Origin of the sequence: Coprococcus sp. AF38-1 (assembly GCF_003603945.1) — a bacterium.
GTDB lineage: Bacteria > Bacillota > Clostridia > Lachnospirales > Lachnospiraceae > Coprococcus > Coprococcus aceti.
Window position 1 is genome coordinate 217494 of record NZ_QVGO01000006.1, and the last position, 14109, is coordinate 231602.

Sequence of the window (14109 nt, forward strand, 5' to 3'; positions counted from 1 at the left end):
AAAGCTGATATTATAAAATACAGTTTGATCTGGGGGGAAAAATAAAGCGATATATGACTTAAGACAAAGAGAGTTGCGTATTACAAAAAGAAGAGGAGAAGACAGGTTATGAAAGAGTTATTGCAGTTTTTATTGGGAATCGTATTGATGATCGCGGGCAGTGTGATGTTCCTGAAGAATGTCGTCGTGTCCGACTGGGGACTTTTAAGTTCACTGTTTCGTATAGGTGGTGGTGTGAATATTGGAGGAATCTTTATTGTCCTGCTGGTCATCGCATTTATCGCACTTCTGGTTAAGCCGAACATGGGAACAGGACTTGTGTTCACAGGACTTTGTATAGCATTCTTTGTATGCATCATAATCTCACTGAATGTTTCACTGAGATATATGTCAGGACTTGAGCTCACACTGATCCTTGGAACACTTTGCGTGGGAATAGCATTTGTCATCAAGGGGCTGTTTGGAGTGAGAAAGCTTGACAGGGAAGAATCACGGAAGAATGGGAAGGCTGCTTCAGATAAGCTTCATGAGTATGATAAGATGTGATGTGGGGGAATATAGTAATATAGGCGGTTGTGGAAATGTTCAGTAAATACTGGATTTTCATAACCGCCTATTGTATTCTTATATATGATTAAAATTAAAGCATACAATAATAATTAAACATAGAAAGAGGAAAAGAAAAATGGTATTTATAACAGATTTCAACGAAGGCGACATGATATCGAATGTCTATCTCTGCAAGAACAAGCAGACAGGAACTACAAAATCAGGAAAGACATATTACAACCTGGAGCTTGTGGATAAGACAGGAAGTATAGCCGGAAAGGTCTGGGAGCTGAGCAATGCGATAGGACACTTTGAGTCAAAGAACTTTATCAAGGTGGATGGTCAGGTCACATCATTTAACAATGAGCTTCAGCTCAATATCAAGAAGATTCGTATTGCAGATGAGGGAGAATACTCAGAGGCTGATTATATGCCGTGTACCAAGAAAGATATAGAGCAGATGTACAAGGATCTTATGGCTCTCGTGGAATCACTCGACAAGGATTATTACAAGGTGCTTCTGAAGAAATTCTTCGCCGAGGATCCTGCATTTGTCAAGGAATTCAAGAATCACTCGGCTGCAAAGTCGATACATCACGGATACATAGGAGGCTTACTTGAGCACTCACTGGCAGTTGCCAAGATGTGTGACTACTACACCACATATTATCCGGTGCTCAACAGGGATCTGCTGATCACAGCGGCACTTCTCCACGACATTGGCAAGGTCTACGAGATCTCCAAGTTCCCTGAGAACGACTACACAGACGCAGGTCAGCTTCTGGGACACATAGTCATGGGAACGATGATGATCCGCGATAAGATCAATACCATAGACAATTTCCCTGCAAAGGCGGCAAATGAGCTGGAGCACTGCATACTGGCTCACCACGGGGAGCTTGAGTACGGCTCACCAAAGAAGCCGGCACTCATCGAGGCTCTGGCACTGTCCATGGCGGACAACACAGACGCCAAGATCCAGACATTTATCCAGGAGCTGGATGCGGCAAAGGACAACAATGGCTGGCTGGGCTTCAACAGAGCTCTCCAGTCCAACATCCGAAAGACGTCGGATAATTAATAACGGCAATAGGAAGAGAGATAGTATATGTCAGATATTAGGAACAATAGGAGACCTAAGAACAATAGACGAGTAAATGGTATGCAGAGAAAAAATACCATGGAGGCAGTGAATAGTGCAAGTTCAGTTGTTAGAACATCCGGAACGGATGCGTCAAATACTGGTGAAGTCACACTTGTCAAAAATGAGGATTATCAGGTGCTCATCGAGGACATGGGCAATGACGGAGAGGGCATTGGACACGTTCAGGGCATGACTGTATTTGTCAAGGATGCCGTGGTGGGCGATCTGGCGGAGGTGAAGATCGTCAAGGTGAAGAAGAACATAGCCTACGGAAGATTGATGAAGCTCATCACACCATCGCCATACCGCGTGGAGCCGGTGTGCGACAAGGCGAAACGATGCGGCGGATGCACCATGCAGCAGGTTTCCTATGAGCAGCAGCTCGAATACAAGTGGAACAAGGTGAAGAACTGTCTGCAGAGGATCGGCAAGATGGAGAACGTGGAAGCCATCATGGAAAAGCCAGCCTACGGCATGAACAATCCATTCCACTACAGGAATAAGGCCCAATTCCCTGTCGGCAGAGACAAGAACGGCAATGTTGTCATCGGATTCTACGCTGGAAGAAGCCACGACATCATAGACACAGAGAGCTGTGCCATCGGTGCGCCAGTGAATGACAAAATAGTTGCTATTGTCAGAAGCTTCATTGAGGACAATCACATATCGACCTACGACGAGGAGACTGGAAGAGGTCTGGTCAGACATATCCTTATCAGAGTTGGATTTACCACCAAGGAGATCATGGTGTGTCTGGTGACAAATGGCAACAAGCTTCCGCACAGTGAGATTTTGATAGATGAACTGGTTAAGATAGACGGCATGACATCCATTTGCCTGAATGTCAACATGGAGAATACGAACCGTATACTCGGTGATAAGTGCATAACCCTCTGGGGACAGTCATACATCACGGACTATATCGGTGACATCAAATATCAGATATCCCCATTGTCCTTCTATCAGGTAAATCCTGTCCAGACAAATGTCCTGTACAACAAGGCTTTGGAGTATGCGGACCTGTCCGGTGACGAGACCGTGTGGGACATGTACTGCGGAATAGGAACCATATCCTTGTTCCTCGCACAGAAGGCAAAGAAGGTATACGGAGTGGAGATCGTTCCACAGGCTATAGATGATGCAAGACACAACGCCGAGATCAACGGGATCACAAATGCCGAGTTCTTTGTCGGTAAGGCAGAGGAAGTCGTTCCCGACATATACAAGAAGGGCGGCGACGGCTCCCACGCGGACGTCGTGGTCGTAGACCCACCGCGAAAGGGCTGCGATCAGGTGCTTCTGGACACTCTGGTCCACATGGCGCCGGAACGTATCGTCTACGTGAGCTGTGACCCGGCAACCCTGGCTAGGGATGTGAAAATACTTCAGGAGAAGGGGTATGAGGCGAAGAAGGTGGCGGTCGTGGATCAGTTTTGCCATAGCGGGCATGTGGAGACGGTCTGCCTTCTGTCAAGAAAATCCCAATAAATCAAAGGTTTCTGCGATTTTGGAAGAAAAATGGATGTGTATTTCTGTTTCCATAGAGTGATGATATAATCAGATGTTTACCCCAGGGGATAGGCTTGGGAAAATGGGAGATATATATTTTGGAGAAAGGATACTTTTTCGCAAAAGAGACAAAAGTAACAGAGGAGGAATAAGTTTTATGCCGAGAGTAGGAATTACTGCATATGATTTGTTAATTTCATGTCCGGGTGATGTGAATCAGTTTACGGATATTATTAGAGAATGTGTGGGTAATTTTAATAGAGTATATGGAAATATTAATAATATGGAAATTGTTACAAAGCACTGGTCAACAGATAGTTATCCGCAATCTGGGGACAAACCACAGGAACTACTGAATAAACAATTTGTTCGGGAGTGTGATGCAGCAGTTGCTATATTTTGGACAAAATTTGGTACACCGACAGATAGATATGGTTCAGGAACAGAAGAAGAAATTGAAGAAATGCTATCTTCAAATAAACAAGTATTCATGTATTTTTTGGATGCACCTGTAAATCCATCTAGTGTAGATATGGAACAATATAAGAAAGTGCAAGCATTCAAAGAGAAGTACAAAGATAGAGGAATCTATTTTATAGTAAGAGATGAACAGGAATTACGACAGTTATTTACGAATCATTTAGGGATGCATTTTTTACCACTAGCGGTAGGTGGGAAAAACTCATTTGAAAAAAAAGCAAGCCCAGTTCTTAAAATTAAGGCGGCATCTCAGCAGGAAGATAAAGATGCAATTGTGGAGTATTCTGGATTTTCTGAATGCAAACTGGTAAAGGATAAAAAGAAAAGTATTATTTCAAAAATTACCTTGTTGCAGCAAGGATATTTGGAAGCTAGAGAAGAAAAACCTTCTGAAGCTATTGAAAAAAAAGAGAACTCGTTATTAATCAATTCACCTGATTTAAATAAGTTGTTAGGAAAGTCAGATTTAATGTCAGGGAAAATAATGGATGCTGATATTGCTGATGAATGGAAAACTATTATTTGTGAATTTGCTAATGAGAATGGTATAGAAATTGAAGAATTTTTTTGGAATGTTGGAAATCTCAAAAAAAGGGTATCTTTGATTGTTCCTTTTTATGGAGGTGGTGGTACAACTTTAGAAGGTAGTGAGGAAGAGAAAAAACGTTACGAAACCATAGAAGATTTATATTGGGCTATTGTTGATTATAATGAATATATGACTTTTTTTGGGAAAGTAGATCAACAAGGGTTAGTGGATTTAACTGTGGCTAATGTTGGAAATACATTTGATGAAGATATTGACGTAAAAATAATTATTAAGAAAAATCATATTTGCAAAACAAAAGATATAGCCATTCCAGAAATTAATATCATTGAAGATATATTGGAAATGAGATTTTTAGGATATGCATATAAAATTAAATGCAATGATGTTATTGTTGAATATACAGGATATCCATCAGAAAAACCAAGAATGGATTATAAGTTTACTGAAAATCCATTTAACAGACCATCGGTGCAAGAACATTATAATAGAAACAAAGACGAATATTCAGAAGAGTTAAATAGAATTTTTTGTTATGAGTATTATCAAAGAGATGATGTAGATATTTTGATATTCCATATCAATTATCTCAAGCATAATACTGTAATGGCATTTCCTTCAGTGCTAGTTTTTAAAGAAATTCCGGATTCCATTGATTATGAAATTTCTTCAAAGTATATTGAGGAAGTTGTAAAAGGAACTATAAAGATTCAAAAATGAGGCTGTTTCAAAAACAAAGCTTCAACCATATGATTGCTGATTGCAGGGCAGGGAAAATTGACATGATTATTACCAAGTCCATTTCCAGATTTGCAAGAAATACGCTGGATTGCTTGAACTATGTGCGAGAGTTGAAAGATTTGGGGATAGGGATTATTTTTGAAAAGGAAAATATCAATACTCTCGATGCAAAGGGGGAAGTGCTGCTTACCATTCTTTCCTCACTGGCACAGGACGAGAGCCAATCCATTTCAGAGAACTGCACATGGGGAATCCGCAGAAGGTTTGAGACAGGGAAGCACAAAATGAGTACCAAGCGTTTCCTTGGCTATGATGCGGATGAAACGGGTAAGTTGGTAATCAACGGGCTGCAGAAGCCGATTGTAGTGCGGCTGTATCAGGAATTTCTGGATGGAAAAACAACGGATTACATTAAAAGGATTTTTGAACGGGAAGGCGTGAAAAATTGGGATGGCGGTACGAAGTGGCAGTCCACAACCTTAATGAGTATGTTGGAGAATGAAAAATACAAGGGTGATGCCTTGCTGCAGAAAAGCTATACGGTGGACTTCCTTACCAAGAAGCGGACACAGAATAAAGGGGAAATCCAGATGTTTTATGTGGAGGATGACCACGATGCCATCATTTCAAAGCGGATATGGGAATGTGTGCAGCTTGAAATAAAACGCAGGAAAAAGTACCTGGAAGAGCACGGGACAAACTCCTATTCCCACCGACCGGAAAGCAATCCATTTGCATCCAAGATTATTTGTGGAGACTGCAATAAGGTATTTGCACGGAAAGGATGGAGGAGCAGCACGGGCGTTGACCGTAAGGTATGGCAGTGCAGTGAACGCTACAAGGTCAAAGGAGTTATGGGATGTGCCAACCGCCACGTAGAGGAAGAAACGCTGATAAAGGCTTATCTGATGGCTTGGAACGCATTGGTGGAGAACCGAGAGGATTTCATGGAGCAGTGGACAGAACAGCTGCAGAGCGAGAACCTATTAGAAGGTTATCGGGCAGAGAAGTTCATAGAATACACCGATGGAGCAGAACCTTTGGCGCAGATGGATACGGACTTCATGCTGAAAATACTGGACCACATCAAAGTTTTTGAGGATGGGACGTTGCTGGTGGTGTTTCTGGACGGGACAGAGATTGAATGTAAAAATGAGGAGAATATTACTTAAAACAGATTATAAGAATGTGTGTTCACATTGAAAAAAAGCACTATCATGATATAATATTATCAAATTCTATAATTTGCTAATATTATATATAGGGAATATTAGAGTATTATGTCCGGTTAAATGCAGATTATGGTATTTAGCCGGACTTTTTGTAATGATAAGAGTGTGATTTTATAAAAAGAATGAGTCTGGAAAGAAAGGAGAAAAATATATGAGAGATAATATTTATTGGATTTATGATGAAAATAATGTAAGTTCTCCTCTCGGAAGAAAGTTACTAATTGTAGGACAGTCGGGTTCAGGAAAAACAACATTAGCTAGGTATTTATGTGAGAAATATCCAGAGGTATTTGAAATTATAAAAAATTGTACAACAAGGTCAAAAAGAGAGGAAGATAGAGATGATTTTCGATATTTTTCAGTTGATGAGTTTATGAAAGCAAAAGAAAACAGTGAGTTTTTTTTCGCAAGATTTGGTTCAAAACCATTATATGGATATAAGAAAACTGATTATGAAGAAATTGTTTGTAATAAAAAAATACCTATCTTTATGTTTCGATTTAGTGGACTGAAACATTTGAAAAATTTAATGAAGAATTATTTTGTGATCTTTCTTATAAGTGATTTAAATGAATCTTTAGTTTATAGTAAAGATGAGGATAGTGTAAATCTTATTGTAGAATCAGAATCAATTAGTACAGAGATTAAGAAAGCAATCAGTGAATTTGATAAAGATGGGAAAAGTTATATTGTGCTTCGAAATAATTATGAAGAAGACTTTTTTGTTCAAATTGATAAACTTGGAATAGAGGATGTGTTGAATAGTAGATGATTAGATTAGAAGATGTTGAACGGCGTAATAGCAAAATTATCCAACAGAGATTTGGTATTTCTGCTATTTATGATACAATGGAGGATAATATATTAAATCAGGAAATATACGAATGTACAAAAAAAATCGATAATATTTTTCCAGATTGTTTTATTTGGTATCCGAGGTGGCATATGACACTTATACGTTGTGAATCTGTTAGATTTCCTTTTGAAGTAAATTCAGATGAAAATTTCTACAGACAGATGGTAAAAGAGTTAATGGTGCAACCTCAAATTGAGTTAAGATATACATATAGCAGAATCGATTCAGATGGTGTTATAAGATGTTTTTTTTCAGAAACAAATTGGATGGAGTTATGTGCAGTTAAAAAGTTTTACATGGACAAGAATCTGAATTATACCATAATAGAGAATCCCTGGATAGCTCTTGGTAATATTAAGGCAGAGAAATTTGAAAATGTAAAAAGGAATATAGAGGATATAAGAGGTATTATAAACGAAATTAATATTTCAAAAATATGTATTGGTATAGTTGATTTTACATATTATGAAGATGTTTTGTTACGAAAAAGCCAGTGTATTGGAAAGATAAAATTAGGAGGAAGTATATGATTGATAAAAACATAGACGTTGGAATTATAACAATTATACCAACGGAAATCGAGTCGTTATTTGAGATAATGAATATATCAGAACAAAATTTGGTTAAGATAAATAGTCCTTTTTTATATTATAAGTCAAAAATTTTTTCTGAACAATGTGGAAGAGAGATTTCTTTAGTTGTATCTTTTATTAATGGAGATGCGGGAAATGTTGAAGCTTCTATTTGTACAACACATTTTTTGCAAAATTGGCATCCTAAACTAATGTGTATGGTTGGTATTAGTGCGGGAATAGAAGGAAAAGTAAAAATTGGTGATGTAGTTACGCCTTCAAAAATAATAGATAGAACAAAAAAGGTATATAAAGCAGGAAGATATATACCAAGAACAGAAAACTATAATAGAACAAGAGTAATAGAACAAATGCTGAAAAGATATAAAATTACATTAGAAGATTTTTTTCTTGAATGTAATAAATATATATTATCAGATATTAAGAGAGCAGAGTTGGTTGCGAAAGCAAATGGTATAGATGAAAGTGTATATAGCAGAGAGTTGAGATTAATTGATGGTTCAATTGCATCAGAAGATACTTTGATAAGAGATAGTGAATTTTTTGTTCCTATAACAGAAAATGTAGACGAAAAATGTCGTGGTGCAGAGATGGAAGCAGTGGGGTTTGTAAAAGCTTGTCGGACAGAAAAAGAGGATTTCCCATGGATTATATTTAGAGGTATTTCTGATATGGGAGATGTGAAAAAAAGTGATGATTTTCAAGCTCTTGCAGCGAAGAGTGCAAGTGTAGCATTAAAACTTTATCTTGAAAAAGTAATAAATTTTGATGAATTAGAAAATAATCCACATTATAAAGATTTAAATGATTCACATGATTTTAATATTTATTTGCAAATTGAAGACTCTTTCAAACATCAAAGATGGATTGAAGTATGTAACATATCTTCGGTTTTAAGTAGGTACTTATGGATATCGGGACAATTAGATTTACGTATTAAACTAGGCAATATGGTTGAAAAGGCTGCTTTTGAAATAAAAGATTTTGAACTTAGGTCTAAGGTGCTAATTGATGATTTAGGTTGGACAACTTATTGTTTAGGAGATGTGAGTAATGCTAAACGTTATATTGAAGATGGAATACGTCTGGCAAAAGAGGTTTGTGCATATTATGTGATGGCAAAAGGGCATAGGCATTTGGCATCTATTGCTAGGCAAAAGGGAGACATTTCTGAAACAGAAAAAAAACTGGCCGAAGCGATGCAGTATGCAAATATGATAGAAAATATAAATGAAAAGGAAGAAATGCTGAATGGATTGTTAGTTTCAGAGGGAAAACTTTACTATGCAAAGATGGATTATGCTAATAGTATTGTTAAATTTACAGAGGCTTTGCAAGCATATCAGAAGGTATCTGATAGGAATAGAGAGGTTAAATTGTACGCATTATTAGGAAATGCATATAGAAAAAATATGATGCTTAATGATGCAATTAAATATTATCAGGATGGATTAGAGATGGCTTATAGTATTGGGCGTTATGATGAAATTTCTAAAAATACAAAATGTTTGGTAGAATGTTTAGATTCTGCTCAAAATATTAAGAAGCAAGAATTAATAGATAGAATTCTTAGTTTTATTAGTTCAAAACAATTAACTTATGAATATAGAAAGTGGTTGAATTACAAGTATTAAGGAGGGCTAAAATGAAAAAAGTAATTGATCTTGAAACATTAATGGAATTGGCTTCTTTTAACATTGATTCGATGAAAAAATCCGATGGAGAAATGTTAGAGGTACTTGGGGAAAATGGGGAAATTTTAGGTGTAGCTCCACGTTTTTTATGTCATCGCTTGGGGTTGATTCATCAAGTGGTTTTTCTTGTAATAGAAAATCATGAAGGGAGGCTCTTGTTACAGACACGGGGAGATTTTAATAAAAAGAGATATGATTTGCCAGTTGGGGGTCATATGAATGTTGATGATACTTCTCCCGTTGATGCATTATGTAGAGAGATGAAAGAGGAAATAGGCTTAGAAATTGATAAAAATGAATTAAGTATGATTTGTTCATATACACGAAAAGTAAAAGATGATTTAAAGAAACCAAAAGAGATAAATTGCGAATTAAGATATGTTTTTAATTTTAAGGCAAATAAAGAACAAAGTCATTCTATATTGGAACACTTTAAAGATAGGTTTGAAAAAGAAATGGTTTTGGAAATTAATTGGTTTAGCTTGGAAGATATAATTAAAAATTGTGATTTGTCTAATGCTGCTGATGGACTGTGCGCCACTATTCCTCATTATTTAATGTGGAAATTAAAGGGAAATTAATAACAGGAATATGGGTGCTGGATTTGATTCAGCACCTTGATTTTTAGGTGAGAAATGGATAGGATTGATTTATATGATGAGCAAAAGAAAATAGTAAAGACCTGTATGTTTGATAAGGGGAATATACCTAAAGGATTATATTACTATACAGTTCATATTTGGATATATAATTGTAAAAAAGGCTTTTTGATTCAGCAGCGTTCTAAATATGTTAAAAATTTGCCTGAACGGTGGACAACTACATCGGGAACTGTATTACATATGGAAACTCCTATAATGGCAGCTTATCGAGAAGTAAAGGAAGAATTAGGAATAGAAATAAATATCGATAATTTGAAACTGATTTATCAGTATAAAAAGAACCAACATTTTGTAGATGTTTTTTTAATTGAAATGAATATCGAATTAGGCAAATTATGTTTACAGGAGCTTGAAGTTGGGAATGTAAAATTTGCTTCTAAAATAGAAATTCAAAAAATGGTTGAAGGGAATGAATTTTATAAATATATTTATCTGCCTATACTAAATATTAGAATGATATAACAATAAAGGAATGTAAATCAATTTTGGAAGGGGTGATAATTTTACCCCTATTATGTCATAATTACTATTTGATAAAAAGAGGCAGTTTTGCTATTTAGTATAAGAAGTAACTTTCACCGCATGTGGAGAGCGTGGTGTTGATACAAAGGAAAGATACCTAGAAATCCTTGAGTTTACGCACTTTTGCAGCTTTTTCAATTTCGGCAGAACCGATGTGAAAAGGAATAAAAAGCAGATAGTGGACAGAATTCATGTCGTTGTCGGCTATAGAGTCGACACGAGGGACACAATATTCTTTGGTGAATAAAAGTGAATAAAATAGCCAATTTGGCAGGGATATTTAATTACAAAATATTGAATATCCCTGCCTTTTATTTTCTATTCAAGGAGGTGTCAATATGTTAAAGATAAGGCTTCAAGGGACAAAAAATGACATACGTTGGTTTGTACGTTTACTTCAGAGAGATAAGCGATTTGACGTGAATAATGTTTCAACTTTTTTTGATAATGTTGGAACAGATAAATATAAACGTGTGTATGCAGAAGTATCAAGAAAGAAAAAGGATTCTGGTAAGAAACCAAGTAACGTTATGCAGGTAGAAGAAAAATGTCACTATGTAGGAAGTGGCATGGTGATTCGATAGGGAATGGAGGTACAACGGTATGTGTAAAGTAATAGCAATCGTGAATCAAAAAGGTGGAGTAGCAAAGACTACGACAACAGTGAACTTAGGTATAGGTTTGGTAAGAGAAGGCAATAAGGTACTACTTATAGATGCGGATAGTCAGGGATGAACTGCTTGACTTTGTTGACAGGAAAAAGATTGGTTTTATTCAGGGTGTTGATCTTTCGTATCTGAACGAGGAGCAGCAGCAGTGGGTACTCGATATAATACTCGACAGGAATATATTCCCTAATATAGAGCAGTCGGCAAGACTAAAGGCATCCTGCCGGGAAAATATGCTTACACAGGAAGAAGTGAGGAACATCATGCTTCCGGAACAGGTGTTAGCAAAGCCGAGAAAGGTAACGTTCAAGGCAGACAGATTGGATGACTACTTTGATGAAGGATATACGGAAGAAAAGATTACAGAGGTTATAATAAACCTCTTAGATGAATGGAAGAAAAGAGGTGAGAGGGCATGACTAATATTGTAAATACCGGTAATGCGTCGGTGGATGCGCTGGCAGAGATGAGCATTAGTGGCAATGTTACACCGGTAAATTGGTATAAAACAATTTTGCGTGAAAATGGCAAGCCATACCTTCTCGCTATCTGTGTGTTGTCGGAAATCGTGTATTGGTATCGTCCTGTGGAAGTACGGGACGAGCATAGCGGCATGACAATTGGTTACAGAAAAAAGTTTCGAGAGGATTTGCTACAGAAAACTTACAATGATTTTGCCGAGCAGTTTGGAGAATCACGGAGAAGTGTGAAGGCAGCGTTTGACAGACTAGAGGAAATCGGTGTGATCCGTCGTGAATTCCGTAACATAGAAACAAATAGCGGAATGGTTTTAAATAATGTCATGTATATTGATCTATGCGTTGATAGACTTTACACATGTACATATCTGAACATACCAGGAGATGACGAAGATGTAGAAAACACAGGGGAAGAAATACAAAAACAGGCTGAAAACCAAGCAAATAAGTCTGTTACAAAATTTTGTACCTCCTCATACAAAACTTTGTATGACCCTCCTACAAAATTTTGTACCACCCTCTACAAAATTTCGTATGACCCTCCTGCAAAATTTTGTAACACCCTACCACAAAACGATGTACCACCTCATACAAAGTTTTGTAAGACAAATACAGAGAATACTACAGAGAATACGGAGGAGATTACCTATCCTATCATTCCATCAGGCACAGGCGTGAAAACTGATACGATGGATAGGATGGATGAAGTGCGCTCATTTATCAAAGATAATATTGATTATGACGGATTGCTTCAATGCCATCCTACAGAGAAGATGGACATAAACGAATTGGTGGAGCTGATGGTTGAGACCATAGCGGTTAAACAGCCAGTAATCCGTATCAATAAATATGATTTCCCATATGATGTTGTTCGGAGCAGATTGGAGAAGATAGATTTTCATACGATGGAGTATGTGCTGGAATGCCTGCGGAATAATACTACAAAGGTACGCAACATACGAAGCTATATGCTCACGACACTGTATAATGCTCCTGTAACATGTAGTAATTACTATAAAGCAGAAGTAAACCATGACTTCTATGGTAAGTAACGATTCATAGCTGCTGGAAACAGCAGTTGACTATATATTTTTCACCTTCCCTTCCTTTTGAGGGGCAGGAGGGCACACCTGCCTCTCGTTTTAAGGGGATTGCTGCAAGTATGATTCTTTGATATAATCAATGCTACAGTTTTACAAATCGGAATTTGGAGGGGAATAACATGAATAGATTTGGTGTAAAGCTAATTCTTTCAATCGTTTCTTTTTTGGCAGTCAATATCTGGCTTATAGGTAAGGGTGTAGCAAAGGGCGCTGCTGACTTTTTCATATCTGCAACGGTTGAGGAAACAATACTATTTATCATTTTACAGCTATTAGTTGTACTGATATATTTTATATATCCTCTTACGGTAAAAAAATATAAAATCATTTACTGGTCTGTATCTGAAGCCTTAGTCATTATTACAGTTCTCTTTTGGGGAATATTTATTGTCGGTCCGATTTGGTTAAAATAAGCAAATTTGAAGTTGTATTATTGAATAAAATGGAGATTTTGATATGAAAGACAAGGCAAACAAGGGTTATTGGCAACGACTTGCAAAAATATATGCACCTTTGATGGAGTCAGATAAGAAGTTTTATAATGCAATCTGCGGATATATTAGAGATTATCTCAAATCTGATATGAATGTATTAGAATTAGCTTGTGGAACAGGGCAGCTATCTTTCCCATTGTCCGATTGTACTAATAGCTGGACGGCAACCGATTTTTCGGAAAATATGATTAAGCAAGCGAAAAAGAGAGGTACAACAGAAAAACTTAGTTTTTGCGTAGCCGATGCAACGGCACTTTCATATGAGAATGAAAATTTTGATTGTGTAGTAATTTCAAATGCACTGCACATTATGCCAGAGCCTGAAAAAGCAATGCAGGAAATTCGTAGAGTATTAAAAAAAGATGGTATTTTGTACGCACCAACCTTCTTATGGGCAGAGAAAAAATCAAGTGGTTTACGAAAGCGATTGATGTCTATTACAGGATTTAAAGCATACAAAGAATGGAACAAGGAAAATTTTTGTGAGTTTATTACGAATTATGGCTTTACAGTCGTCAAAGTGAATTTGGTGGATGGCGGTTTAGCTCCTGTTGGAGTTTTGATTGCGAAAAAAACTAATTATTAAATTTCAGTTTGTAGGGAACAACAGCTAAGACAATTTTATAATAAAACAGCGTCAGAGCATTTATGTGTAAAAAGCATAAATGCTCTTTTTTTGTCCTTTCGAGGACAAAAAAGGAAAGCAGCTTTTGGACAAATTGTCCAGAAGCTCAAATTGAAAAGAAGGAGGATAACAAATGTACAACAAAAATGGTATTCGATGGGTAAGACCACCCACACACGACAGGAAGCACAGAGAAAATAATATCGGGAGG

At 36.9% G+C, this 14109-nt stretch carries 15 protein-coding genes and 1 pseudogene; all 16 read left to right on the forward strand.

The genetic code is table 11. The features are described 5' to 3' along the window. Positions 1–108: 108 nt before the first annotated feature. The 16 genes and pseudogenes from DW025_RS10510 to DW025_RS10585 all read left to right on the forward strand — a co-directional run bounded on the left by DW025_RS10510 (position 109) and on the right by DW025_RS10585 (position 13859). Positions 109–546, forward strand: a complete 438-nt coding sequence (locus tag DW025_RS10510; protein ID WP_118758358.1) for a hypothetical protein — start codon at positions 109–111, stop codon at positions 544–546. Positions 547–685: 139 nt separating this feature from the next. Continuing rightward, the gene (locus tag DW025_RS10515; protein WP_022216953.1) at positions 686–1630 is read left to right on the forward strand and encodes a 3'-5' exoribonuclease YhaM family protein; all 945 of its coding nucleotides are present in this window, start codon (positions 686–688) and stop codon (positions 1628–1630) included. A gap of 27 nt (positions 1631–1657) precedes the next feature. Next, on the forward strand, positions 1658–3181 hold the full coding sequence (gene rlmD / locus DW025_RS10520) for a 23S rRNA (uracil(1939)-C(5))-methyltransferase RlmD (protein WP_119999841.1): 1524 nt from the start codon (positions 1658–1660) through the stop codon (positions 3179–3181). A gap of 178 nt (positions 3182–3359) precedes the next feature. After that, positions 3360–4949, forward strand: a complete 1590-nt coding sequence (locus DW025_RS15190) for a hypothetical protein (RefSeq protein WP_243104965.1) — start codon at positions 3360–3362, stop codon at positions 4947–4949. Beyond that, the gene (locus DW025_RS10530) at positions 4946–6142 is read left to right on the forward strand and encodes a recombinase family protein (protein ID WP_119999843.1); all 1197 of its coding nucleotides are present in this window, start codon (positions 4946–4948) and stop codon (positions 6140–6142) included. The genes DW025_RS15190 and DW025_RS10530 overlap by 4 nt, the downstream gene beginning before the upstream one ends. A 211-nt stretch (positions 6143–6353) precedes the next feature. Beyond that, positions 6354–6974, forward strand: a complete 621-nt coding sequence (locus DW025_RS10535; protein WP_119999844.1) for an ATP-binding cassette domain-containing protein — start codon at positions 6354–6356, stop codon at positions 6972–6974. After that, complete coding sequence (locus DW025_RS10540) at positions 6971–7588, forward strand: hypothetical protein (RefSeq protein ID WP_119999846.1); 618 nt, start codon at positions 6971–6973, stop codon at positions 7586–7588. Before DW025_RS10535 ends, DW025_RS10540 begins: the two co-directional genes overlap by 4 nt. Then, positions 7585–9285 carry a phosphorylase family protein gene (locus DW025_RS10545; protein WP_119999848.1) on the forward strand — a complete coding sequence of 567 codons (1701 nt, stop codon included), beginning with the start codon at positions 7585–7587 and terminating at the stop codon, positions 9283–9285. The genes DW025_RS10540 and DW025_RS10545 overlap by 4 nt, the downstream gene beginning before the upstream one ends. Before the next feature lie 11 nt (positions 9286–9296). Continuing rightward, positions 9297–9926: an NUDIX domain-containing protein gene (locus DW025_RS10550; RefSeq protein ID WP_119999850.1), complete on the forward strand. Its 630-nt coding sequence runs from the start codon at positions 9297–9299 to the stop codon at positions 9924–9926. Positions 9927–9980: 54 nt separating this feature from the next. Then, positions 9981–10469 (forward strand): NUDIX domain-containing protein, encoded by a 489-nt coding sequence (locus DW025_RS10555; protein WP_119999852.1) that lies wholly within the window; start codon positions 9981–9983, stop codon positions 10467–10469. A 398-nt stretch (positions 10470–10867) separates the two neighbouring features. Next, positions 10868–11113 (forward strand): hypothetical protein, encoded by a 246-nt coding sequence (locus DW025_RS10560; RefSeq protein WP_008402103.1) that lies wholly within the window; start codon positions 10868–10870, stop codon positions 11111–11113. A gap of 19 nt (positions 11114–11132) precedes the next feature. Further along, positions 11133–11261: pseudogene (locus DW025_RS10565) on the forward strand (ParA family protein); the annotation flags it as partial. Continuing rightward, the gene (locus tag DW025_RS10570; protein WP_243003516.1) at positions 11245–11616 is read left to right on the forward strand and encodes a hypothetical protein; all 372 of its coding nucleotides are present in this window, start codon (positions 11245–11247) and stop codon (positions 11614–11616) included. The pseudogene DW025_RS10565 and the gene DW025_RS10570, both read left to right, overlap by 17 nt. Continuing rightward, complete coding sequence (locus DW025_RS10575; protein WP_117551426.1) at positions 11613–12728, forward strand: DUF6017 domain-containing protein; 1116 nt, start codon at positions 11613–11615, stop codon at positions 12726–12728. The genes DW025_RS10570 and DW025_RS10575 overlap by 4 nt, the downstream gene beginning before the upstream one ends. Before the next feature lie 170 nt (positions 12729–12898). Further along, a complete protein-coding gene (locus DW025_RS10580) occupies positions 12899–13192 on the forward strand; it encodes a hypothetical protein (protein WP_004853536.1) in 294 nt (97 codons plus the stop codon). Positions 13193–13235: 43 nt separating this feature from the next. Continuing rightward, positions 13236–13859, forward strand: coding sequence for a class I SAM-dependent methyltransferase (locus DW025_RS10585; protein ID WP_117551380.1), 624 nt, complete (start codon positions 13236–13238; stop codon positions 13857–13859). The last annotated feature ends 250 nt before the right edge of the window (positions 13860–14109 follow it).